This window comes from Bradyrhizobium sp. 134, from assembly GCF_023074155.1.
GTDB lineage: Bacteria > Pseudomonadota > Alphaproteobacteria > Rhizobiales > Xanthobacteraceae > Bradyrhizobium.
In genome coordinates this window covers 23,151-46,510 of record NZ_JADPKX010000016.1, presented here as the reverse complement: position 1 = coordinate 46,510, position 23,360 = coordinate 23,151, and the positions used below count along the sequence as shown (strand labels likewise).

The 23,360-nt window shown below is 65.7% G+C and carries 26 protein-coding genes; 8 read left to right on the top strand and 18 right to left on the bottom strand.

Going from position 1 to position 23,360, the window contains the following annotated elements; genetic code table 11:
* Positions 1-29 precede the first annotated feature (29 nt).
* The 4 genes from IVA75_RS05795 to IVA75_RS05780 all read left to right on the top strand — a co-directional run bounded on the left by IVA75_RS05795 (position 30) and on the right by IVA75_RS05780 (position 3,565).
* Positions 30-830 (top strand): IclR family transcriptional regulator, encoded by an 801-nt coding sequence (locus tag IVA75_RS05795; protein WP_247285670.1) that lies wholly within the window; start codon positions 30-32, stop codon positions 828-830.
* Positions 831-911: 81 nt separating this feature from the next.
* A complete protein-coding gene (locus IVA75_RS05790) occupies positions 912-2,207 on the top strand; it encodes an O-acetylhomoserine aminocarboxypropyltransferase (protein ID WP_247285669.1) in 1,296 nt (431 codons plus the stop codon).
* A 4-nt stretch (positions 2,208-2,211) separates the two neighbouring features.
* Positions 2,212-2,994 carry an alpha/beta hydrolase gene (locus IVA75_RS05785; RefSeq protein ID WP_247285668.1) on the top strand — a complete coding sequence of 261 codons (783 nt, stop codon included), beginning with the start codon at positions 2,212-2,214 and terminating at the stop codon, positions 2,992-2,994.
* Between the two features lie 67 nt (positions 2,995-3,061).
* Positions 3,062-3,565, top strand: a complete 504-nt coding sequence (locus tag IVA75_RS05780; RefSeq protein WP_247285667.1) for a DUF6496 domain-containing protein — start codon at positions 3,062-3,064, stop codon at positions 3,563-3,565.
* Here IVA75_RS05780 and IVA75_RS05775 read toward each other — a convergent pair whose 3' ends face one another.
* The 10 genes from IVA75_RS05775 to phnG all read right to left on the bottom strand — a co-directional run bounded on the left by IVA75_RS05775 (position 3,566) and on the right by phnG (position 11,120).
* Positions 3,566-3,769, bottom strand: coding sequence for a hypothetical protein (locus IVA75_RS05775; RefSeq protein ID WP_247285665.1), 204 nt, complete (start codon positions 3,767-3,769; stop codon positions 3,566-3,568).
* A 354-nt stretch (positions 3,770-4,123) separates the two neighbouring features.
* Entirely contained in the window at positions 4,124-4,735 is a 612-nt protein-coding gene (locus tag IVA75_RS05770; protein WP_247285664.1) for a pyridoxamine 5'-phosphate oxidase family protein, read from the bottom strand.
* A 22-nt stretch (positions 4,736-4,757) separates the two neighbouring features.
* Positions 4,758-5,354, bottom strand: coding sequence for a phosphonate metabolism protein/1,5-bisphosphokinase (PRPP-forming) PhnN (gene phnN, locus IVA75_RS05765; RefSeq protein ID WP_247285663.1), 597 nt, complete (start codon positions 5,352-5,354; stop codon positions 4,758-4,760).
* Positions 5,351-6,505, bottom strand: a complete 1,155-nt coding sequence (locus IVA75_RS05760; RefSeq protein WP_247285662.1) for an alpha-D-ribose 1-methylphosphonate 5-triphosphate diphosphatase — start codon at positions 6,503-6,505, stop codon at positions 5,351-5,353. Before IVA75_RS05760 ends, phnN begins: the two co-directional genes overlap by 4 nt.
* An 11-nt stretch (positions 6,506-6,516) precedes the next feature.
* Complete coding sequence (phnL, locus tag IVA75_RS05755; RefSeq protein ID WP_247285661.1) at positions 6,517-7,215, bottom strand: phosphonate C-P lyase system protein PhnL; 699 nt, start codon at positions 7,213-7,215, stop codon at positions 6,517-6,519.
* 38 nt (positions 7,216-7,253) lie between these two features.
* Positions 7,254-8,051 (bottom strand): phosphonate C-P lyase system protein PhnK, encoded by a 798-nt coding sequence (gene phnK / locus IVA75_RS05750; protein ID WP_247285660.1) that lies wholly within the window; start codon positions 8,049-8,051, stop codon positions 7,254-7,256.
* Positions 8,044-8,940 (bottom strand): alpha-D-ribose 1-methylphosphonate 5-phosphate C-P-lyase PhnJ, encoded by an 897-nt coding sequence (locus IVA75_RS05745; protein WP_247285659.1) that lies wholly within the window; start codon positions 8,938-8,940, stop codon positions 8,044-8,046. Before IVA75_RS05745 ends, phnK begins: the two co-directional genes overlap by 8 nt.
* A complete protein-coding gene (locus tag IVA75_RS05740) occupies positions 8,937-10,040 on the bottom strand; it encodes a carbon-phosphorus lyase complex subunit PhnI (protein ID WP_247285658.1) in 1,104 nt (367 codons plus the stop codon). The genes IVA75_RS05745 and IVA75_RS05740 overlap by 4 nt, the downstream gene beginning before the upstream one ends.
* Before the next feature lie 2 nt (positions 10,041-10,042).
* On the bottom strand, positions 10,043-10,651 hold the full coding sequence (phnH, locus tag IVA75_RS05735) for a phosphonate C-P lyase system protein PhnH (RefSeq protein ID WP_247285657.1): 609 nt from the start codon (positions 10,649-10,651) through the stop codon (positions 10,043-10,045).
* Positions 10,652-10,655: 4 nt separating this feature from the next.
* Positions 10,656-11,120, bottom strand: a complete 465-nt coding sequence (gene phnG, locus IVA75_RS05730) for a phosphonate C-P lyase system protein PhnG (RefSeq protein ID WP_247285656.1) — start codon at positions 11,118-11,120, stop codon at positions 10,656-10,658.
* Positions 11,121-11,238: 118 nt separating this feature from the next.
* Between phnG and phnF the strand changes: the two genes are divergently transcribed.
* Positions 11,239-11,967 (top strand): phosphonate metabolism transcriptional regulator PhnF, encoded by a 729-nt coding sequence (gene phnF, locus IVA75_RS05725; protein WP_247285655.1) that lies wholly within the window; start codon positions 11,239-11,241, stop codon positions 11,965-11,967.
* Between the two features lie 98 nt (positions 11,968-12,065).
* Here phnF and phnE (IVA75_RS05720) read toward each other — a convergent pair whose 3' ends face one another.
* From phnE (IVA75_RS05720) to phnC, 4 genes are all read right to left on the bottom strand, one after another.
* Complete coding sequence (gene phnE, locus IVA75_RS05720; RefSeq protein ID WP_247285850.1) at positions 12,066-12,827, bottom strand: phosphonate ABC transporter, permease protein PhnE; 762 nt, start codon at positions 12,825-12,827, stop codon at positions 12,066-12,068.
* An 83-nt stretch (positions 12,828-12,910) separates the two neighbouring features.
* Positions 12,911-13,795 (bottom strand): phosphonate ABC transporter, permease protein PhnE, encoded by an 885-nt coding sequence (phnE, locus tag IVA75_RS05715; RefSeq protein ID WP_247285654.1) that lies wholly within the window; start codon positions 13,793-13,795, stop codon positions 12,911-12,913.
* Between the two features lie 77 nt (positions 13,796-13,872).
* On the bottom strand, positions 13,873-14,808 hold the full coding sequence (gene phnD / locus IVA75_RS05710) for a phosphonate ABC transporter substrate-binding protein (protein ID WP_027565753.1): 936 nt from the start codon (positions 14,806-14,808) through the stop codon (positions 13,873-13,875).
* Positions 14,809-14,871: 63 nt separating this feature from the next.
* On the bottom strand, positions 14,872-15,681 hold the full coding sequence (gene phnC, locus IVA75_RS05705; protein ID WP_247285653.1) for a phosphonate ABC transporter ATP-binding protein: 810 nt from the start codon (positions 15,679-15,681) through the stop codon (positions 14,872-14,874).
* 183 nt (positions 15,682-15,864) lie between these two features.
* Here phnC and IVA75_RS05700 point away from each other — a divergent pair, with 183 nt between their 5' ends.
* The 3 genes from IVA75_RS05700 to IVA75_RS05690 are packed head-to-tail and all read left to right on the top strand — an operon-like array spanning position 15,865 to position 18,443.
* Complete coding sequence (locus IVA75_RS05700; protein WP_247285652.1) at positions 15,865-16,536, top strand: chloramphenicol acetyltransferase; 672 nt, start codon at positions 15,865-15,867, stop codon at positions 16,534-16,536.
* Complete coding sequence (locus tag IVA75_RS05695) at positions 16,533-17,726, top strand: alpha-D-ribose 1-methylphosphonate 5-triphosphate diphosphatase (protein WP_247285651.1); 1,194 nt, start codon at positions 16,533-16,535, stop codon at positions 17,724-17,726. The genes IVA75_RS05700 and IVA75_RS05695 overlap by 4 nt, the downstream gene beginning before the upstream one ends.
* Positions 17,727-17,744: 18 nt before the next feature.
* Entirely contained in the window at positions 17,745-18,443 is a 699-nt protein-coding gene (locus IVA75_RS05690) for a DUF1045 domain-containing protein (RefSeq protein ID WP_247285650.1), read from the top strand.
* 108 nt (positions 18,444-18,551) lie between these two features.
* On the opposite strand, the gene IVA75_RS05685 is transcribed toward IVA75_RS05690, so the two are convergent.
* The 4 genes from IVA75_RS05685 to IVA75_RS05670 form a co-directional block, all read right to left on the bottom strand.
* Positions 18,552-19,493: a dihydrodipicolinate synthase family protein gene (locus IVA75_RS05685; protein WP_027565758.1), complete on the bottom strand. Its 942-nt coding sequence runs from the start codon at positions 19,491-19,493 to the stop codon at positions 18,552-18,554.
* Between the two features lie 124 nt (positions 19,494-19,617).
* Positions 19,618-21,699 carry a methyl-accepting chemotaxis protein gene (locus IVA75_RS05680; protein ID WP_027565759.1) on the bottom strand — a complete coding sequence of 694 codons (2,082 nt, stop codon included), beginning with the start codon at positions 21,697-21,699 and terminating at the stop codon, positions 19,618-19,620.
* A 130-nt stretch (positions 21,700-21,829) separates the two neighbouring features.
* Complete coding sequence (locus tag IVA75_RS05675; RefSeq protein ID WP_247285648.1) at positions 21,830-22,600, bottom strand: enoyl-CoA hydratase; 771 nt, start codon at positions 22,598-22,600, stop codon at positions 21,830-21,832.
* Positions 22,597-23,046 (bottom strand): MarR family winged helix-turn-helix transcriptional regulator, encoded by a 450-nt coding sequence (locus tag IVA75_RS05670; protein WP_247285646.1) that lies wholly within the window; start codon positions 23,044-23,046, stop codon positions 22,597-22,599. The genes IVA75_RS05675 and IVA75_RS05670 overlap by 4 nt, the downstream gene beginning before the upstream one ends.
* Positions 23,047-23,360: the final 314 nt, after the last annotated feature.

The following is a 23,360-nucleotide window of genomic DNA, read 5'->3' as shown; positions in this document are numbered from 1 at the left end:
GAGTGAATTGTGGCGTTCTTGTCCATATTATGGACAAGAACGCTTCTGCGAAATCCGCCCGCCGCATGACTGAACCGCGACAGGGCGCGCAGGCAATCCGGCGCGCGCTCGCGGTGCTGCGCATTCTGGCCGCGGGCCGCGAAGACGGCGTGCCGCTGGCCGAGGTGGTGCGGGCGACCGGCCTCACTCGCCCGACCGTGCATCGCATCGTCCACGTGCTGATCGAGGAGGGCATCGTCGAACGGCATGACACGACCGGCCGCTACGCGATCGGCAACCAGGTGCCGGAGCTCGCGCTCGCACGGACCCGGCCGTCGCGGCTGCTGATCGCCGCCAATCCGTCGCTGCAACGTGCGTCGACCGAGATCGGCGACACGCTGTTCCTGACGGTGCGGACCGGCAATGATACTCTGTGCGTCGATCGCAGGATCGGCGTTTATCCGATCCAGGTGCTGTCGATCGAGGTCGGCGCGCGCCGACCGCTCGGCGTCTCCAGCGCAGGCGTTGCCATCCTCGCCGCGATGCCGGCCCAGGACGCCCGGAAAATCGTCGCAGCCAACGAGAAGAGACTGGAGGCCTACCGGACCGACGCTGCGACGGTGCTGGGCCAGGTCACCGCCGCAAGACGGCTGGGATACGGCATGAGGGAAATTGGTCTCGTGCAGGGCACGAAATCGATCTCGACCTGGATCAAGACGCCCGACGGCCGCCCCGCTGCCGCGATGACCGTCTCCGCCGTTCGGACGAGGCTCGGCCCGCGCCGCGAACAGGAGGTCGCAGAGATCTTGCTGCGGGAAGCGCGCATCATCGAGCAGGCCATTCGGGGCTAGGCGCCGCTGTCAATGGGCTGACGCAGCGCGCCTTTTTGTGGCACAAGAGCCGCCTCCGCCGACCGAGCAACGAGGCCACGCATGCCCGCGCCAAAACCGCCCGCCTTCGAGACCCTGAGCCTGCATGCGGGCCAGCATCCGGATCCCACGACCGGCGCCCGCGCCGTGCCGATCTACCAGACCACGTCCTACGTATTCCAGGATTCCGATCACGCCGCCGCGCTGTTCAACCTCGAGCGCGCCGGCCACATCTATACGCGCATCTCCAATCCGACTACGGGCGTGCTCGAGGAACGGCTCGCGGCGCTGGAGGGCGGCGTCGGCGCGATCTGCACCGCGAGCGGCATGGCCGCGCTGCATCTCGCCATCGCGACGCTTCTGAACGCCGGCGACCATATCGTCGCGTCGAGCTCGCTCTATGGCGGCACCATCAACCTTCTGGCGCACACGCTGCCGCGCTTCGGCATCACCACCAGCTTCGTCAAGCCGCGCGATCTCGCCGCGTTCCGCGCGGCGATCAAGCCGAACACGAAGTTGGTGATCGGCGAGACCATCGGCAATCCCGGGCTCGAGGTGCTGGACATTCCGAAGGTCGCGCAGATCGCGCATGACGCGAAGATCCCGCTGCTGATCGACAACACCTTTGCCACGCCCTATCTCAGCCGTCCGATCGAGCTCGGCGCCGACATCGTCATGCATTCGGCAACCAAATGGATCGGCGGCCACGGCATCGCGATCGGCGGCGCCATCGTCGACGGCGGCCGTTTCGACTGGCGCGCGTCGGGGAAGTTCGGCGTGCTGACCGAGCCCTATGGCGGCTATCACGGCATCGTCTTCGACGAGCAGTTCGGCACCGCCGCCTTCATCATGCGCGCGCGAACCGAAGGCCTGCGCGATTTCGGCGCTTGTCTATCCCCGACAAACGCGTTCCAGCTGTTGCAGGGCGTGGAGACGCTCGGCGTGCGCATGGACCGCCACATCCAGAACACGCATCTCGTGCTGGAAGCGCTGAAAGCCAACAAGGCCGTGGATTGGGTGCTGCATCCCTCGCTCGAGGACCACACGGACTACCAGCTTGCAAAGCAATTGCTGCCGCGCGGCGCCGGCTCGATCGTCTCCTTCGGCATCAAGGGCGGGCGGCCCGCGGGGCGCAAGTTCATCGAATCGCTGCGCATGATCAGTCATCTCGCCAATGTCGGTGACGCCAAGACGCTGGTGATCCACCCGGCCTCGACCACGCACCAGCAAATGAACGCCGAGCAGCTCAAGGCCTCCGGCATCGGCGAGGAGCTGGTGCGGCTCTCGGTCGGCATCGAGACTGCAAGCGACATCATCGACGATCTCGCGCAGGCGCTGCGCATCTCGCAAAAGGTCTGACAACATGAGACTCTCCGTCAACGGCGCCGAGGTGCTGGTCGCAACCGGCGGCCGCGACTTCGACAAGGCCCTGCCCGCGGTCGTCTTCCTCCATGGCGCCGGCTTCGACCATTCGACCTGGGCGCTGCACACGCGCTGGTTCGCCCATCACGGCTTTGGCGTGCTGGCCCCTGATCTGCCCGGTCACGGCCGCTCGCCCGGACCTTCGCTCGGCAGCATCGCCGAGATGGCCGACTGGACGGCGGCCCTGCTCGATGCGGCCGGAGTTACGAAAGCGCATCTGATCGGCCATTCCATGGGATCGCTGATCTCGCTGGAGACGGCCGCACGTCACCCCGACAAGGTCTCCGCGCTCAGCCTAATCGGCACCGCCGCGACGATGACTGTCGGCCCGGATCTGCTCAAGGCGGCCGAAGCCAATTCGCAGGATGCAAACGACATGGTCTCGATCTGGGGCCTTGGCTTCAACGCCGAGCTCGGCGGCAGCCTCGCACCGGGCCTGTGGATGCATGGCGGCGCGCAGGCCGTGTTGAAGCATTGCGAGCCGGGCGTGCTGTTCAGGGATTTATCAGCCTGCAATGCTTACGCGAATGCGCTTCAAGCAGCCGCGAGCGTGACGGTGCCCACGACGCTCATCCTCGGCGAGCGGGACATGATGACTCCGGTGAAGGCCGGCAAGGCACTTGCCGCGGCGATCCCGCATGCGAAGACCGTCGTGGTGCCGGGGGCCGGCCACATGATCATGGCCGAACGTCCGGACGAACTGCTGGCTGCGCTCAGGAACTGACAGGATCAATCGTCCGTCTTGCGCGTTGCGGTCAGACATCCCTGTGAATTGCAGAGGGAACTGGACCATGCCAAGACAGGAAGCCATTCGCAAAGCCAGGCAAGACAAGCGCGCCGGGAAATCGGCAACCACGCAGGCCGGCGAATTCGTCAAGGACCAGATCGACAAGATCCGCAAGGGCAAGCATGGCGCGCGCTCGACGAAGCAGGCCATTGCCATCGGTCTGTCCGAAGCGCGCCGCGCCGGCGTCGATCTGCCGCCGCCGCGCAAAGGACGCGTCAAGAAGGCGACGCGACGCAGCGCCAAATATGCCTATGAGGTCGGTCAGGGCAAGCGCACCCCGAAACGCCGGCCGCGCGTGTCGCGGGCGGTCGCAGAAGTCTTGAAGAAGGAGCCGCGCTTGACCGCGTCGCGCGGCGCACTGTCGAAACAGGGCAAGCGTGCCGCGAGCCAGCGATCGGCCGCGTCGCGTTCAGCCGCCGCGCGCAAGGCGAGCCGCACCAAGGGCGCCAAGGTCCGCTCCACCGCCGCAAAGAAGGCGGCACGCACCAGGGCGCGCCGCCGGAGTTGATCAGTTCGCGCGCCGGCTCCGCTCGGAGAACACCGCGCGTGCGGCGCGCTCCGCCTCGCGCGCCGAGCGGAACTGGCGACCCTCGAGGCTGTCGAACAGACGCTCGGAGGAGAAGAAGCGGAAGCCGCGCGTATCCCTCGTAACGATGCCGGCGGCGCGGTCGTAGATTTCGATGATGTAGGCATTCGATTGAATTTTGGACATGACTGCTCGTCCACCGGGGTCTCGGCGTTTCCTGTCTCGGGATCTGCTGGGTGAGGTGCTGCTAGAAGACGGCGGTCAGCAACAACAACAGGCGCCGGTGGCCGCTGAGAAACAGCGCAGCGTCATCCACGCATGCATGTCATTGTTACTGCGCTGGTGATCGGTTCTCATATCGCGGCTTCGGCTCGAGGAGCAGTGTCGATGCCTGGAATATCGAGCGTTTAGCGCGATCGGTCAATGAAATGGCCATCCATAATTGCCACCGGCGCGCATCGGCACTTCTCCGGGCGCGAGCGCAGGCAAACGAATTCATCTCGCGATGAGTTCTTCCCTTGCGGGAGAAGGGAAAACGCATCACCACATCGTCGCGGCCGCCCGCTCGGGCCAGGCGCGATCATATTCCGCGCCGCCGACCTTGTTCTCGCTCATCTCGGCGAGGATCTGGCCGGGCGTCGGCAGCGTCTTGGGGTCGATGCGCTTGTCGGGATTCCAGAGATCGGAGCGGACGATGGCGCGGGCGCACTGGAAGTAGATCTCGTCGACCGTCATCACCATGACACTGCGCGGCGCCTTGCTTTCGACCTTGAACGAGGCCAGCAGCTCGGGATCGATCGAAAGATGCGCCCGGCCATTGGCCCGGACCGCATTGCCGGAGCCGGGGATCAGGAACATCAGGGACACCCTGGGATCGCGCACGATGTTGCGCAAGGAATCGACCCGGTTATTGCCGCGGCGGTCCGGCAGCATCAGCGTCTTCGGGTCATGAATGCGGACGAAGCCGGAGAGATCGCCGCGCGGCGAGCAGTCGATCCCCTCGGGTCCGATAGTGGCGAGCGCGGCGAACGGCGCCTTTTCGATGAAGACGCGATAGAGCGGGGTGACGTGGTCGGCGACTTTCACGGTCGAGGCGTCGTTGGTGACGCCGTAGATGGCCTCAAGCTGCTCGACCGTTTCAATCACCGACATTCCAGTCTCCTTGTTGCGCGGGCTATTCGTGCCAGCCCTGGTTCTTGATCACGCGCAGAAGCTGGTGGCCGTGATACTCTGCGCTGCCCGCGTTGAGGATGGTGACGTCGGCTTGCGCCGATGCGTCCTCGACGCTGCGCGTCAGCCGTTCCGTGATATTGCCGTCACTGTTCCGGGCGCGTGCGGCAAGCCGCTGCGCCAACACATCCGGCGGCGCCGTGATCGCGACCACCACGACGTTGGCGTAAGCTTTGCGTAACGCGCCGATCACCGTGCGCGACACATTGGCCACGACGGCGCGTCCGGAACGAATATCGTCGTTGAGGTTGCGCGGCAGCGCGTAGCAATGCCCATGCGCTTCCCAATGCACGGCGAAATCCCCACGCTCGAGCGCGCGGCGGAACTCGTCAGGGCTCACCGCGACATTGTCTTCGTCGGCCGAGGACTCGCGCGTCACGACGCGGCGCGGAAAGACGATGTCGTGGTCCTCGATGCACGCCGCCCGCGCCAGCCGCAGCAGCGTGTCCTTGCCGGCACCGCTGGGACCGACCACGAGCACGAGCCGCCCGGGCCCGATCGCGCCCGCCGTCTGTCCCGCCGAGGTGACGGTCTCGCTCATGCGACACGGCTTCCTTCGCGCCAGACGCTGCGGACGGCGGGGACGCTGCCCGCGACGTGCACACGGATCAGATCGGCACGCTTGCCGACGGCAATTTCACCGCGGTCGGACAGGCCGACGGCCTCCGCGGGCGCCTTCGTCACCGTGCGGATCGCCGCCGCAAGACTGATGGCGGGCACATGCTCGGGCAAATGCAGCGCGGCCATCAAAAGGCTCGAGGGAATGTAGTCCGACGACAGGATGTCGAGCAGGCCCTCGCGGGCGAGATCGACCGCGGCGATGTTGCCGGAATGCGAGCCGCCGCGCACGACGTTCGGCGCGCCCATCAGGATGTCGATGCCGGCCTCGTGCAGGCCGCGCGCGGCCTCCAGCGTGGTCGGGAATTCCGCGACCGAAACCCCATCGCGCACGGCGTCCACGACGTTCTCCTCGGTGGTATCGTCATGGCTCGCCAGCGGGATCTTGTACTTGTGTGCCAGCGCCACGATCTCGCGCATGTTGGTCGCGGCATAGGCCTTCTGATACTCGAAACGCTTCGCGAACAGCTGGTCGAGCTCGGCATCGGTCTTGCCGCCGCCCTTGCCGCGATAATAGTCGCGCAGCTTGCCTTCATCGCGGAACTGGCGCTGGCCGGGGGTGTGGTCCATCAGCGACATCAGCCGCACGTCGGGACGGTCGATCAGCTCCCTGGCCTCCTCGACCACGCTCGGCATCGGGATTTCGCAGCGCAGATGCAGGAAGTGATCGGCGCGCAGCAGGTCGGCATCGCGCGCGGTCGTGATCGCGGCGGCGAGCGTGCCGGCGCGTCCGTCGACTTCTTCGGCGCCGTCCTCGCGCCAGACCCGGAGCGAATCGAACACTGTGGTGATGCCCGACGTCGCGAGCTGGCCGTCATAGGAGACGACGGCGGCGACCGGATTCCAGAACACTTTCGGCCGCGGCACGTAATGCGCTTCGAGATGGTCGGTGTGGAGCTCGATCAAGCCGGGCATGATCAGATCGCCGCCGGCATCCTCTGCCCCCGTGGGCGCCCTGCCCTCGCCGATCTCGGCAATACGTCCATCGGCGAGAGCAACCCAGCCCTGCTCGATCACCCGTTCCGCCAGCACGATCCTGGCGTTGGCGATCACGATGTCCTTCTTGGCGTTCATGTCCATTTCCTTCAGGCCGCGGCGGCGAAGCTGGTGACGTCGACGATGCGGTCGGCAATCAGATGACGGATTTCGTCGTCATGGACAATGGCGACCATGGCGACGCCCTGGCGCTTCTTTTCGGCGACCAGCCCGACCACGACGGCGCGGTTGGCGGCGTCGAGCGAGGCGGTCGGCTCGTCGAGCAGCAGGATCGGCAGATCCGAGATGAAGCCGCGCGCGATGTTGACGCGCTGCTGCTCGCCGCCGGAGAAGGTCGCGGGAGGCAGCTGCCAGAGCCGCTCGGGGATGTTGAGACGATGCAACAGTTCGCCGGCACGGGCTCGTGCCTCCGCGCGCGCCAGACCGTTGACGATCAGCGGCTCGGCGACCACGTCGACGGTGGCGACGCGCGGCACCGCGCGCAGGAACTGGCTGACATAGCCGATGGTCGCGCGGCGGATGTTGAGGACCTGCCGCGGCTCGGCGGTGGCGAGATCGATCACCTCGCCACGATGGCGGATGCCGATGCGGCCGGAGTCGCAGCGATAGTTGCCGAATATCATCTTCAGGATCGACGATTTTCCGGCGCCTGATGGCCCCGACAGCACGACGCATTCGCCGGGATCGACGTGGAACGTCACGCCGCTGACCACGGGCAATTCGATGCCGCCTTGCAGGTGCATCGTGAAGGTCTTGTTGGCGTCGGCGATGTCGATCATGGCGGTCATTGGAAAACTCTTCTTGCAAGGCTCATGGCGTTGAAGCCTCATGGCGGCAGAATCGAGGAGACGAGCAGCTGGGTATAGGGCTCGCGGGGATCGTCGAGCACCTGGTCGGTGAGGCCGGTCTCGATCACGCGGCCGCCCTTCATCACCATCACACGGTGCGACAGCAGGCGCGCGACCGCGAGATCATGGGTGACGATGATGACCGCGAGGTGCAGCTCGGCGACGAGGCTGCGCACGAGATCGAGCAGGCGCGCCTGCACCGAAACATCAAGTCCGCCGGTCGGCTCGTCCATGAACACCAGCCGCGGCTCGGTGACGAGGTTGCGGGCGATCTGGAGACGCTGGCGCATGCCGCCGGAATAGGTCCGCGGCGCATCGTCGATGCGTGCGATGTCGATCTCGACGCGGGTCAGCCAGTCCGACGCGGTATCGCGAATGCGGCCGTAATGATTCCAGCCCACCGCCATCAACCGTTCACCGACATTGGCGCCGGCCGAGACCGCCATGCGCAGCCCCTGCGCGGGATCCTGATGAACGAAACCCCAATCGGTGCGGAACAGGAAGCGCCGCTCGGCCTCGCCCAGCGTGGCGAGATCGCGAATGACGCCGTCGCGCATCCGATAGGAGACGTGCCCACCGCTGGCCGCGAGCTGACCGGACAGGAGCTGCAGCAGCGTCGATTTGCCCGAGCCGGATTCGCCGACGATGGCCAGCACTTCGCCGGGATAGAGCGCAAAAGACACGTCGCGGCATGCCGCGATGCGGCCATAGGACTTGCTGAGGGATTTTGCGACCAGCAGCGGCTCGTCGTTCTCGAGCATGTCTTGATCAGCCATTCGATGCCTCCTGCGCCTTGTCCTTGTACGGCGCGGCGCTGAGGCTGCCGTGATGGCCGGCGGCCTGGCGGCCCTCGCAATAATCGGTGTCGGAGCAGACGAACATGCGACCGCCCTTGTCGTCGGTGACGATCTCGTCGAGATAGGAATTTTCCGCGGCGCACAGTGCGCAAGGCGCGTTGAAGCGATACGGCTCGAAGGGATGGTCCTCGAAGTCGAGCGACACGACTTGCGTATAGGGCGGGATCGCATAGATGCGTTTCTCGCGACCGGCGCCGAACAGTTGCAGCGCCGGGCAATTGTCCATCTTGGGATTGTCGAATTTCGGCGTCGGCGACGGGTCCATGACGTAGCGCGCATTGACCTTCACCGGATAGGCGTAAGCCGTCGCGATATGGCCGAAGCGGGCGATGTCCTCGTAGAGCTTGACATGCATCAGGCCGTATTCGGCGAGCGCGTGCATGCGCCGCGTCTCGGTCTCGCGCGGCTCGAGGAAACGCAGTGGCTCCGGGATCGGCACCTGATAGACCAACACCTGATTCGCGTGCAGCGATGTCTCGGGGATGCGGTGACGGGTCTGGATCACGGTCGCATCTTCCGTCGCCGTCGTCGTGGCGACACCGGCGGTCTTGGCGAAGAATTTGCGGATCGAGATCGCGTTGGTGGTGTCGTCGGAGCCCTGGTCGATCACTTTCAGCACGTCCTCGGGCCCGAGGATCGCCGCGGTGACCTGGACGCCGCCGGTGCCCCAGCCGTAGGGCATCGGCATTTCACGGCTGGCGAACGGCACCTGATAGCCGGGGATCGCGATCGCCTTCAGGATCGCGCGGCGGATCATCCGTTTGGTCTGTTCGTCGAGATAGGCGAAATTGTAGGCGGGCGCGTTCATTCCGCGGCCTCCTTCATGGCGTCGGGCGCATTGGCTTCAGTGAATTCCTTGCGCAGCTTGCGCAACAGGCCGAGCTCGGACTGGAAGTCGACATAATGCGGCAGCTTCAGATGCTCGACGAAGCCGGTCGCCTGGACGTTGTCCGAATGCGACATCACGAATTCTTCGTCTTGCGCAGGGGCGAGTGCCTCTTCGCCGAGCTCGCGCGCACGCAACGCGCGGTCGACCAGCGCCATCGACATGGTCTTGCGTTCGCTCTGGCCGAAGGCGAGGCCATAACCGCGGGTGAAGCACGGCGCTTCGGTCGCGGAGCCCTTGAACTGGTTGACCATCTGACACTCGGTGAGCTCGATCGAGCCGAGCGGCACGACGAAGCCGGCGTCTTCCGCCGAAAATTCAACATCGACCTCGCCGAAGCGAATCTCGCCGGCGAAGGGATGGTTGCGGCCGTAGCCGCGCTGGGTGGAATAGCCCATCGCCAGCAAGAACCCTTCGTCGCCACGCGCGAGATTTTGCAGGCGCAGGTCACGATCCGCCGGAAAGTTCAGCGGCTCGCGGGTGAGGTCGCCGACGCTGGCGCCCTCTTCCGCTTGCGGCGAGGATTCGATCAGGCCGTCGCGGCCGAGGATATCCGTCACCCGCGGGGTGGGCACTGTCGATGCTTCGGCCGTCGCTGGCGCTTCCGGCACAAAGCCTTCGGCGAGCGAGGGATCGAGCAGGCGATGGGTGTAGTCGAAGGTCGGCCCGAGAATCTGGCCGCCGGGAACGTCCTTGAAGGTCGAGGACACCCGCCGCTGCACCCGCATCGCGCCGGTCTCGACCGGCTCGCTGGCGCCGAAGCGCGGCAGCGTGGCGCGGAAGGCACGGACCAGGAAGATCGCCTCGATCAGATCGCCGCGCGCCTGCTTGATGGCGAGCGCCGCGAGCTCGCGGTCATAGAGCGAGCCTTCGCTCATGACGCGATCCACGGCGAGGCCGAGTTGCTCCGAGATCTGGTCGAGCGTGATTTCCGGCACGCTTTGATCGCCGCGCCGCGCACTGGCGAGCAGGCGATGGGCGTTCTCGATGGCGCGTTCGCCGCCTTTGACTGCGACATACATGCTTAGCTTCCCTTGCTCACGACACGCGTGGTGCGCGGGATCGCAACCACGGCATCGTCGGCGACCAGCACCACATCGATGCCGCGCGGAAACAGCGTTTCGTTGACGCGCAGGCGCTCGAACAGGTCGAACGGCTTGATCGACGCCTGGAGCGTGGCGACGCCGTCGATGCCGGGACCGCGCAGCTCGAAGCTCCGTCCTCCGTCCAGGCTCTCGACCTGAAGAATCAACGTGGTCGACCGATCCGGATATTCGCTGGTGCCGAGCGCGAAGCGCTCGAGCGAAGGCAGCGCCCCACCATCGCTGATCAGCGCGAAGCTGGCGATCGAGGGATCCTGCACCACCGGTGCGCCGGTGTGGAACTTCAGCCATTTTGTCACGTCGGTGCTTTCCGACATGCGCGCATCGAGCCAGAGCGGCGTGTCGTGGTCGAACAGCGTCAGCGCGATCGCGGCCGTGCCGCGCATCATCGTTTGAGGCGCTCCTGATGTCGGCACGATGCGCTGGACCGATCCCGGCCGCGCCATCGCGTCCATGACCGAGCGAAAGGTCGATTGCGCCGACAGCACCTTGTCGGCGAACCCCGGCGGCAGTTCAGCAATCGTGGTCATGATCTCACCCCTCACCGCGCACCATGGTGTAGAAATCAACCTTCGTCGCGGCGGTCTCGGCCGCCACCTGTTTGCGCTTGGCCATCAGCTGCTCACGCAACGGCGCGATAATGTCCCGCTCCACCGCGCCGCCGAAATCGCTGGACTGCACCAGCGCATCGCACAGCGCGATCAGCCGCGCCTTCTCGCCGTCGCGACCGAGCGTGTAACCGAAGCCGACCTCGCCGCTCGCAAGCCGCACCGCGGCGCGCGACACCGTGGCTTCGCCAAGGTTGAACGGCGCGCCGTCGCCGCCGACCCGGCCGCGCAGCATGACGAGGCCGTTTTCCGGCGCGCGCAGATCCTGATGCGCTGGCAAAGCGAGAGCGCGGAGGCGAGCGGCGATCTCGCCCGCCTCGGCGTGCGCCAGCACGGCCATTGCGGCCCTGCGCTGGGCTTGCTGATTGTTGTGCTGGGTCACCACATCCACCGACTTTTCTGCAGAACTTGCCGAGTCTAAGTTGTCTATGATACTAGACAACTTGATAGCGGAGCGCCATGACTGTTTGGTGACAAGGGCGTGATTTCTGGAGTAGCTTCCCGGCCACATGAGCATGCAGGACACAGCTTCCTCCGGCGTCGCATTGTGGCGCCTCGTTGCCGACGGCATCGAGCGCGGCATCGCCGACGGCCGCTTTGCGGCCGGCGACAAGCTGCCGGGCGAGGTGGAGATCGCCGAAACCTATCGCGTCAACCGCCACACCGTGCGGCGCGCGCTGGCCGCGCTTGCGGAGCGCGGCATCGTGCGGGCCGAACGCGGCAGCGGAACCTACGTCGAGGCGCAGAAGCTCGCCTATCCGCTGCGCTCGCGGACCCGTTTCTCCGAGATCGTCGGCGCGGACGGCCGCGAACCGCATGGCCGGTTGATCGAGGCGTCCGATGATGTCGCGACCCGCGAACTCGCGCGGGAACTCGGCCTCAAGACCGGTGCACCGCTGGTGCGGATCGAGGCGATGCGCCTCGCCGACCGCACACCGATCTGCGTCTCCACGACGTGGCTGTCGGCGCAGCTGTTTCCGGGTGCGGGCGACGTCTTTGCCGCGACCCGCTCGATGACGAAATTGCTCGAGCATTACGGCGTCCGCGACTATCGCCGCGGCGCGACCCGGATCACCGCCGGCATCGTTGACGCAACCGACGCCGCACGGCTCGATCTGGCGCTGGGACGGCCGATCCTGGTGGTCGACGCCACCGATCACGATCTCGACGGCAAGCCGCTGGTCACCAAGCATTCGCGCTTTGCGGCGGAGCGGGTGGAATTTTTGGTGGAGTCCTAGGGTGGGCAAAGGCGCACTTGCGCCGTGCCCACCATCCATCCAGTGCTGCGATTGAACTGGTGCGCACGCTGCGTTTTACCACCCTACGAAATCGGTGATCAGGCGACCGCCCTTCGCCCAATAATCGCGAAGCGCAGTTTTCCCGAGACGAAATCGATCGCGGCGACCGCGACCAGGATCATCAGGATCAGGAACGACACCTTCTGCCATTCCAGCACGCGGATCTGCTCGGCGAGCTGGAGGCCGATACCGCCGGCACCGACGATGCCGATGATGGTAGCCGAACGCGTGTTCGACTCGATGAAATAGAGCACTTGGCCGGCGATCACGGGCAAAACCTGCGGCAGCAGACCGAAGCGGATCTCGTGCAGCGCACTGCCGCCGGAGGCGCGGATGCCCTCGACCTGCTTCTGGTCCGCGCCCTCGATCGCCTCCGAGAACAGCTTTCCAAAGGCGCCGAAATCGGACACGGCAATGGCGAGCACGCCGGCAAACGGGCCGAGCCCGACCACGTTGATCCACACCAGCGCCCAGATCAGCGTGTCGATGCCGCGGATCGAATCCAGGAAGCGTCGAATCGGGAAGCGCAAAATACTCGACGGCACCACGTTACGCGCGGCAAGAAGACTGACCGGCAGCGCGAACACCGCAGCCAGCGTCGTGCCGAGCAGCGCGATCGACAGGGTCTCGCCCAGCGCCTTCAGATAGATCGGCAGCGACGAGCCGGGATCCGGCGGAATCATCATCAAGCTGATCCAGCCGAGCTGGCTGAGGCCGGCGACGAAGCGCGAGGGCGAGAAATCGAGATCGACGAGGCCATAAATCAGGATCGCGAGCGCCGCGACGATCATCCCCGGCATGGCGAGCCGCGCCGAGGCCGGCCGGTCGAACACATCGGGGTAGCGCGCGCGAAGCGCGGCGATGTCGATCTCCTGCGGCCCCGTCACGTCCGCGTCTCCCTGCCGAACAGGCGGCCGCGCAGCCAGCCGGTGCTGATGTCGATGATGAAGACAGTGACGATGATGGTGAGCAGGATGGCGCTGACGTCGGAGTAATAGAACTTGCGGATGGCGACGACCAGCTCCTGGCCGATGCCGCCGGCGCCGACGAATCCCATCACGGAGGCCTCGCGGACGTTGATCTCGAAACGCAGCAGCGCGTAGCTGGCATAGCCCGCCGTGACCTGCGGCAGGATGGCGAAGCGCATGCAGGAGAGCCAGCTCGCGCCGGTCGAGCGGACGCCTTCGACCGGCTTCATGTCGGCGTTCTCGACGATCTCGGAGAACAGCTTTCCGAGCGCGCCGGTGGAGTGAATCGCAATGGCCAGTACGCCCGCCATCGGTCCGAGCCCGAAGGCGATCACGAAGATCAGCGCAAACACGATGCCGGGCACCGTGCGGGCGAATTCAAGTAGGCGCCGCACCGCGAACCGCAGCCAGGGCGCGGGCGAGGTGTTTTCAGCCGCGAAGAAGTTCAGGCAGAAGGCAAAAGTCGCGCCGATCAACGTGCCGACATAGGAGATCAGCAGGGTCTCGCCCAGCATCCTCAGCCATTTGCGCCAGCCCCAGAGCCACTCGCCGACATCGGTCCAGACCCGCTGTCCGCTGTCGAGTGTGAGGATGCGGTCGAAATAGCTGATGAAGTTGCCGTAATGGGCGAACAGCGTCCGCAGATTCACTTCCGCGCCGATCGCCGCCAGAAGCAGCGCAGCGGCGAACACCACGGCTCCGAACAGGAGGCGCCCTCGCCTGCGCGCGACCGCCTGGCGATAGGCGGCGTTGAGCACGGCGAGCTGCTGCTCCGGGAGGATCGAAACCGCGACGGTCATCTTGGCCAGGAAAAATGGTCAATCAAAGAGAAAGAGCCGGGTCCATCGACCCGGCTCCAGTGGCATCGTCCCGAAACTCAGGACGCCTTCTTCTTACGCAGCGCATCGACGAACTTGATCAGCTCGATCGTGCCATCCCAATCCTTGGTGGTCGCGGGATGAAAACCCTTCTTCTGGCCGTCCTGGAGGCGGTCGAAGGCAGCCTTGTCCTTGGCCGGCGCGTCGAAGAACGCCTTCGCGATCGCGGCCTTGGCCTCTTCCGGCAGATCGGAATTGTAGGCATAGGGGCCGTTGATGATCGGCGCCGACTTGTGGATGATGCGGAAATCATCCTTCTTCATCGCCGAGCCATCGGCATTCTTCAGCATGCCCTTAGTCAGCATCTGCGCCAGCGTCGAATCGTCGTCGCTGGTCCACTGGTTGGCCGCGACGTCGACCGTGCCCTGCGCCAGTGCCAGGATCGCGTTCTCGTGGCTGCCGGTGAAGACGACCTTGCTGAAATAGGTGTCGGCGTCCGCGATGCCCATTTTGTCGAGCTCGAAACGCGGCACGTTGTTGCCGGAGGTTGAGTTCGGGTCGACCAGGCCGAGGTTCTTGCCCTTGAGCTGGTCGATGCTCTTGTAGGGGCTGCTAGCCTTGACGAAGAACACCGAGTAGTAACCGGTGGAGCCGTCGGAGTTGATGTCGTTGGCGAAGGCGTCGGTCTTGACGCCGGTCAGGCGGGCGCGGGCAAACGACGCCGAGCCATAGCTTGCGATATGAATGTTGCCGGCACGCTGACCTTCGATGACGGCCGCGTAGTCGTTGGCGATGCGCAGCGTGACTTTCACGCCCAATTCCTTGGAGAGATAGTTCATGAACGGCGCCCAGCGCTCGGTGACGCCCGAGGCGTTTTCCGCCGGAATGACCGCGAAGGTCAGTTCGGGATATCTAGCTTTCCAGTCCTCGGCGGAAGCCGAGGTCGTGAACGCGAGCGCGGCGGCGCCGGCAAGAATCAATCTGCGAGTGATCATGATAGCCTCTTCATTGGTTGAGGTCGGTTGACGCAAAACTGGTGGGTCCTGATGCGGCGCCGCTCAGGCGGCGGCCGCCGTTCCAAGCACCGGAATGCCCTGTCGCACCGGTGCGAGCGTGCCGCCCATGACATCGGCGGCTTCGAGATCGTAGAGCTCGCGCGCAACGTGCTCGGTCAACTCAGCCGGTGCGCCGTCAAACACCACGCGTCCCTGCGCCATGCCGATCAGGCGGTCGCAATAGCTGCGCGCCAGGTCGAGCGAATGCAGATTGCAGAGCACGGTGATGCCAAAATGCTTGTTGATGCGCAAAAGCGCATCCATGACGATCTTGGTGTTGCGCGGATCGAGCGAAGCGATCGGCTCGTCGGCGAGGATGATGTCGGGCTGCTGCACCAGCGCGCGGGCGATCGCGACGCGCTGCTGCTGGCCGCCGGAGAGTTGGTCGGCGCGCTGGGCTGCTAGCGGGGCGATGTCGAACTGCTCAAGCGCGGACATCGCCAGCGCCTTGTCCTGCTCGGGCCAGGTCTGCGACAGCGAGCGCCAGGCCGGCATCGTCGCAAGCCGTCCCATCAGGACGTTGGTGAGAACATCGAGCCGGCCGACCAGATTGAACTGCTGAAAGATCATCGCCGAGCGCGCCCGCCACTGCCGCAGCTCCTTGCCGCGCAGCGCCGTGACGTCGAGGCCGTCGAACAGGATGCGGCCCTGCGAAGGGGCCGCGAGACGGTTGATGGTCCGCAGCAGGGTCGACTTGCCGGCGCCGGACCGTCCGATCACGCCGACGAAGCCGCCGGGAGAGACTTGAAACGAGGCGTCGTCCACCGCGGCTTTCACGCCGAAGCGACACGTTAGACCTTCAACCACCAGCATGCAGGGCTCCAGAGTAGCTGGGACCCACCGCTAACGCCGGCGCTTGACACTTGTGTGACACGGACGTTGCGGTGCGGCGATCCTACACACATCATCCCCTGTTCATCCCCTGTCATCGCGTCGTCATGACATTGTCATCAAGCCGCTCGAAGAGAAACGCCCGCCCTCTCGTTCGGATGCAACATGGCCGCCAAAGCTCTTTCGGTCCAGCCGACCATCGATCCCTCGGCGAAGCTGCACGACGCCAGGCTTGGCGCCTATACCGAGGTCGGCGCGCGCACGATGCTACACGAGGTGACGATGGGCGATTACTCCTATGTCGTGAACGACGCCCAGATCACCTACACCACCATCGGAAAATTCTGCTCGATCGCGGCGGTGACGCGGATCAATCCGGGCAACCACCCGATGCACCGCGCCACGCAGGCGCACTTCACCTATCGTTCGAGCGCCTATTTCGAAGGCCAGAGCGACGACACGGAATTCTTCGGCTGGCGGCGCCAGCATCATGTCCATATCGGCCATGACGTCTGGATCGGCCATGGCGCGATCGTGCTGCCGGGTCGCAACATCGGCACCGGCGCGGTGATCGCGGCCGGCGCCATCGTCACCAAGGACGTGCCGGCCTACACCATCGTCGCCGGCAATCCGGCGCGCATCGTGCGCCGGCGGTTCTCGGAAGAGGTTGCCGGACGGCTCGCCAGCCTCGCCTGGTGGGATTGGGATCACGACAAATTGCGTGCAGCATTGCCCGACTTCCGCAAGCTCGGGATTGAAGATTTTCTCTCGACATACGAAGCACGAGCAAGTTCTCTCAACAGTCCTCTTGGCAGCAAACCAAGCGCGGTCGCGTGACAGACATTTTCCTTGAGGGCGGCCGGACCCTGATCGGCTCCGAGCTCGTCGAAACTTCGCTTGCCCTGTCCGGAACGGACATCGCAGAGATCGATGCCTCTCGCGGCCGGGCGCGGCTGGCTATCGACGCGCGCGACCTGCTGGTCCTGCCGGGCATCGTCGATCTGCATGGCGATGCCTTCGAGCGGCAGATGATGCCGCGCGCCGGGGTCGATTTTCCAATCGACGTGGCGCTCGCCGATAGCGACCGCCAGGCGATCGGCAACGGCATCACCACGGTGTTTCACGCCACGACCTGTTCGTGGGAGCCGGGCCTGCGCAGCGCCGACAATGCGCGCGGCCTGATGGAGGCGATCGAACGGCAGCGCCCGCAATTCGCGGCCGACACCCGCTTTCACCTGCGCCACGAGACCTATAATCTCGACGCCGAAACCGAGATCAGCCAGTGGCTCAGCGATGGCCGCGTCGACCTGTTCGCCTTCAACGACCACATGGACGGCACGGTTGGGGACATGGCCAAGCCCCGCAAGCGCAACCGCATGGTGGAGCGCACCGGCCTGTCGAGCGAGGAATTCGATCGGCTGGTCCGACACGTGCTTTCGCGCGCCAGCGAGGTCCCGGCTTCCATGTCGCGGCTTGCTGCGACTGCCCGCGCCGCCGGGGTGCGGATGCTCTCGCATGACGATGCGACACTGGCGATGCGCGAGGGCTTTCGCGCCATGGGCGTGGCGATCGCGGAGTTTCCGATCAACGAGGAGACGGCGCGGGCGGCGGCAAGCCACGGCGACGACATCGTCTACGGCGCACCGAACGTCGTGCGCGGCGGCAGCCACACGGGCTGGACCAAAGCATCCGACATGATCGCCAAGGGGCTCTGCTCCGTGCTGGCCTCGGACTATTACTATCCCGCGCAGCTGCTCGCTGCGTTCCGCCTCGCCGCCGATGGCGTGCTGCCGCTGACCGAAGCCTGGAACCTGGTCTCCGCCGCGCCGGCGCGCGCGACCGGCCTTGCCGATCGCGGCGTGCTCGCGGAAGGCCGACGCGCGGACATTCTGCTGGTCGACGACAGCGTGCCGCTGCGGCCGCGGCTGATCGCCGTGATATCGGGCGGCAAGCTCGTGCATCTCACCGACGCGACGCGGTTGCTTGGCATGGCGGCTACCCCGCGCGAAGCTGTCGTCGCGGCATAAACCCGCTATGCTCGGACGATGACAAGTTTCCCCCGCTACGCGATCTATTTTGCCGCAGGCAGCGACAGCGCCCTCTCCCGCTTCGGCGCGGAGCTGCTCGGTTACGATGTCTATACCGGCAACGAGCTGCCCTTTCCCGCCGAGGCAGCGCGTCTCGCGCCGGACTGGCGCGACATCACCGCCGATCCTCGCAAATACGGTTTTCACGGCACACTGAAAGCGCCGATGGCGCTGGCGCCGGGCAGGACGGAGGCGGAGCTTTTGGCGGCCTGCGTGGCCTTCGCTGGCGAGGCGCGGTCGATCCCGGTGATCCGCCCGATTGTCGATGCCATCAGCGGCTTCATCGCGGTCATTCCGGCCGAGCCGGTCGATGCGCTCCAAGAGTTCGCCGCCGATTGCGTCCGCGCGTTCGATGGCTTTCGCACCGCCCTGACGGCGGAAGATCGCGCGCGGCGCAAGCCCGAGAAGCTCAGCGAGCGGCAGCGCGACTATCTCGACCGCTGGGGCTACCCCTACGTGATGGAGGAATTCCGCTTCCACATGACGTTGACGGGGCGGCTGGACGCGGAGCGCCGCAGGCCAATTCTGGAGACGCTGCGCGCGCGGTTCGCGGCGCTCCGGCTTGATGCGCTGGCGATCGATCGCATTGCATTGTTCAAGCAGGATGATGCGGGAGCAAGGTTTCGCATTGTAGGCGAGTGGGCGTTGGCGAGATAGCTTCCTCAAGCTCCGTCATTGCGAGCGCAGCGAAGCAATCCAGACTGCGTCCGCGGAAATGGCCTGGCTTGCTTCGTCGCTTCGCTGCTCGCAACGACGATGAGTGAGTTACTTCCCCCACCGCAACGCCAGCGCATCGCGCTCCTTCGCGAGCTCCAGCAGCCCGGCCCGCGTCGCCGGGTGCAACGGCTGCAGCGGATGCCGCACCGTGTCCGACTTGATCACGCCGCCGGCCTGCATCATCGCCTTGCAGGCGATCAGGCCGCATTGGCGGTTTTCGTAGTTGATCAGCGGCAGCCAGCGTTCGTAGGCGGCTTTGGCCTCTTCACGCTTGCCGGCGAAATAGGGATCGACGATCTGGCGGATGCCGTCGGGATAGCCGCCGCCGGTCATCGCGCCGGTGGCGCCGGCATCGAGATCGGCGAGCAGCGTGATCGCTTCCTCGCCGTCCCAGGGACCCTCGATATCGCTGCCGCCGGCGTCGATCAGGCTGCGCAGCTTTGACGCAGCGCCTGGAACCTCGATCTTGAAATAGCGGATGTTGGAGAAATCACGCGCCAGCCGCGCGAGCAGCTCTACCGACAGCGGCGTGCCGGCGACAGGCGCATCCTGGATCATGATCGGAATTTTGATCGCGCCCGACAGCACCTTGAAGAATTCGACCACGCCTTTCTCGGGCACGCGGAAGGTTGCGCCGTGATAGGGCGGCATGACCATGACCATGGCGGCACCGGCCGCCTCGGCCTGCTGGCTCCGCGCGGCGCAGACGACCGAGCTGAAATGCGTGGTCGTGACGATCACGGGAACGCGGCCCGCGACATGCTCCAGCACCGCATGCATCACGGTCTCGCGCTCGGCATCGGTGAGCACGAACTGCTCGGAAAAATTGGCGAGAATGCACAGACCATTCGAGCCTGCGTCGATCATGAAATCGATGCAGCGGCGCTGTCCCTCGAGGTCGAGCTCGCCGCGCTCGTCGAAGATGGTGGGTGCAACCGGGAACACGCCGCGATAGGGGCGCTGGGCCTTGTGTTGGGGCGTGACCGGCATCGAACTCTCCATCCCTGATATCTCTTACACCTGCCGCAACGCTCGCGCAGCGTCACAGATGTACCCGCCGCGTGCATCGGCGGCAATGCCGATGGCACGACGGTGGGACGGAAGATCGTCGAAGTTATGCGGTCCTCACCGCGCCCAAAAAGCCCTCGACCGCCACGCGGAGACGATCGGCGTCGGCGGACATTTTCGACACGGACACCGACAGCACCGAACCGGCATTGCCTGTCTCCTGGTTGAGTCTGGCGACGCTGCCGATGGTGTCGGTGACTTCGCGGGTTCCCTGCGCGGCCTGCTGGAAGTTGCGGGAGATCTCGGTGGTGGCAGCGCGCTGCTGTTCGACCGCGGCCGCGATCGCCGTCATCTTCTCGTCGATGCCGCTGATCGCGCCGCCGATCGCGCGGATGGCGGTGACCGCCTGGCCGGTCGCGCCCTGGATCTCCGCGACCTGGCGGGAGATCTCTTCCGTCGCCGTCGCCGTCTGCGAGGCGAGGCTCTTGACCTCGCCGGCGACTACGGCGAAGCCGCGGCCGGCCTCGCCCGCGCGCGCAGCTTCGATGGTGGCGTTCAACGCCAGCAGATTGGTCTGTCCTGCGATGGCGTTGATCATCTTCACGACCTCGCCGATGCGGCCAGCGGTCTGATCGAGGATCTCGACCGTCGCATTGGTCTGCGCTGCCTGCGACACGGCTTCACGGGCCTCGCGTGCGCTGGCCTGCACCTGCGCGGAGATCTCGCCGACGGACGCGGAGAGTTCTTCGGTCGCGGCCGCGATGGTCTCGAGATTGTTGGTGGCCTGTTCGGCGGAGGACGAGACCGCCGCGGTCTGGCTGCTCGATTCTGACACCAGCGAGCGCACGTCGGTCGCGGTGGCATCGAGCTCCTTCGTCGACGCCGCAACGCTGTGAATGACGGCTTGCACGGTGTCGTCGAAACTGCGGCAAGCCGCATCGACGGTACCGGAGCGGGCGAGCTGCAGCGCCTGCTGCGATTCGCGTTCCCGGCCCAGGCGTTCCGCGGTCGCCGCGCTCTCGCGCAAGCTTTCGAGCGCGGCGGCCATGGTGCCGAACTCGTCGGGATACCTGGATTGCGGGACGGGTGTCGCGTAGTCGCGGGCGCTGATCTTGGCGATGGCATCCAGGATGGCACGCACCGGGCGCATGAGGCGGTTGCGGATCACGTACACGCCGGCCAGGGTCACGGCGAGCGCGAGCAGGAACGCGAGCGACTGCACGACGAGATTGGTGAGCGCCCTAGCCTGCACCGTCTCCGCCCGGACGATCGACTGGTCGAGCGCCTTGTTCGCCACCGCGACGATGGACGCGAAGGGTGACTGACACAGCGTATTCCATTCCGCGGCGGGCATCGCGGGCTTGCCGCTGCCGTCGAAATTCTTGGTGAGGTCGCCGATCTGCTTGAGGGCACCGTCGGTCTTGGCCTTCGCCTCCGTCGCTGCCGTCACCAGCTCCGCCGCCACGCCCGGCGCAGCCAGCAACTCGGCCATGCCCGCCCAGCCGGAGGTGATCGTGCCATCCCATTGCGCCACTGACCGCTTCTGAGCGTCGTCGAGCGGCTTGCTGCCGTTGACGTTGGAGCGCAGCGACGAACAATGGATTCCATAGCGATCGCGCACCTGCCAGGCGAAGCGCCGGACCTGGATCATGCGTGCAATGAAGGGGTCGTCCATCCAGGCACGGTTCGACACCGCGGTGGAGGCGAGGTTGGCCGTGTCGATCACCTTCGTGACGGCGTCATACCAGGAGTTGGTGCGCTCGATCTTGCGCTCGGCACGCGGACGCTTGGCCTCGTCGTAGAACAGCTGGAATTGCGGCGCCGCGGCGCTCCAGCCCTGCTTCAATGTGCCGGCGAGTTCATCGCGGCGGGCGAAGTCGACGGTGGCAAGCGCGGCGCCGATCGCGTCATAGCCGCCCTGCTCGGCCTTCTCCGCCGCCTCTAGTTTTGCTCGCGGATCATCCTCGCCGAGAATCGCGCTCTGGGCATCGCCGCGATTGTTGCGCAGCGCCAGCACGCCATGGAAGATCGCCTTGTCGGCCGCGGCAAGCCGCGCGGTCTCGAGGCTGTCGCTATAGCGGCCGAACGCCCCGACCATCTGGATCGCCGTGGAGGCCAGCGCACCCGCGGCCAGCAGGGCCATCAAGGTCAGGAGGAGCGAACTTACCGATTTCTTAAACATTGCCATGGTGTCGAGGCCTATTCTTTCGAGCGCCACCTTGCCCGCGACATGCCAATGTTCCGTTAAGGTTTTAATCGAATGGGCTTGAAGTTCCGGCCCGACGAGCCCCCGACGAGCCTCAGTACAGCCCCGGATATCACGCAACCTTGGTGAAATCCGGCGGGCGGCGCTCCGCAAATGCCGTGAAGGCCTCGCGCGCCTCGGCGGTGCGCAGGCGCAGTCCGAACTGCTCGCCTTCGGCATTCATCTGCGCGACCAGCGCCTCGCCATTGCGCATCAGCTTCTTGGTGGCGGTGAGCGCTCCGGCCGGCTGACGGGCAAGACGCTGCGCCAGCGCGAGCGCTTCGGCATCGAGCTTGTCGAGCGGCACCACGCGGTTGGCGAGCCCCCATTCCAGAGCGGATTTGGCCGGCACGGTCTCGCCCAGCGCGAACATCTCGTAGGCCCGCGCGTAGCCGATGCGCGCCGGCATCAGCAGGCTGGAGGCGGCTTCCGGCACCAGCGCAAGGCTGACGAAGGGCGTCGACAGTTGCGCGTTGTCGGCAAGCACGACGAGGTCGCAATGCAGCAGCATCGTGGTGCCGACGCCGACGGCGCGGCCCTGCACCGCCGCAACCAAGGGCCGGGTGCAGCGCGCCAGCGACTGGATGAAGCGCACGACGTTGCGGCTTCCTTCCGACTTGCCCGCTGCGACCGCGGCGAATTCGCCGACGTCGTTGCCGGCAGTGAACATGTCGCCTTCGCCGCGGATCAGGATCACGCGGGCCGACGCATCCGACCCGGCGGATTCGATGGCGTCGGCAAGTTTGCCGTACATCGCATCCGTCAGCGCGTTCTTCTTGTCGGGGCGCGCCAGCGTGAGCGTGAGAATTCCGCCGTTGTTCTCGATCCGGACTTGGTCAGTCATTCGTTCGCTCCTCTTGGAAATTTATCCTGAATGCTCGTCAGCCAGCGCGCGACGATGTCGATCTCCGCGCCGGTAAATCCTTCCGTCAATGCCGCATTGACCTTTGCTGCGCTGGCCTTCGCCTGCGCCAGCGCCGTTCGCCCCTTCGGCGTCAGCCAGACGCGCCAGGCGCGACCATCCTCGTGATCCGCGCGCCGCTCGACCAGTTTAGCCGCCGCCGTACGGTCGACCAGCCCCGAGATGCCGGCCGGCCCCATGTCGAGCGCCGCGCCGGCCTCGCCCATCAGGACGCCATCCTGCTTGCCGAGGATGAACAGGAGTCCTGCCTGCGCCGGCGTGACCTCGCTCGAAGGCTGCCCCGCCATCCAGCGCTGCACGCGGCGTTGGGCCACGCTCAACAGGTAGATCAGCCGATGATGCCCCGAGCCGGCCGCTTTATTTCGCATGCGAAATATATAATCGAGGCGGCCCGGGATGTCAAAGGACGGCAGCTGGATCGATGTGCCGCGGCATCGTCGAGCAACAGGGCCGCACCGGGGCACCAGAACCTCACCCACCAATCGCAATTAGTCGCCGCCGCCCATTGACGATCGCTTCTCTTTGTGTTCCCTTTCGTTCTCCGCTACGCGGTTTTGCTCTGCGCACACCGCGAATACAGTCGCGAGCCCGGAATTCGGATCGATATCCTGGTGCCTTCAGGTTCCGCAGGCGCGGCTCTCGTCCAGCGATGCTTCAATGAATTGGAAGAAGCCGTACAGGC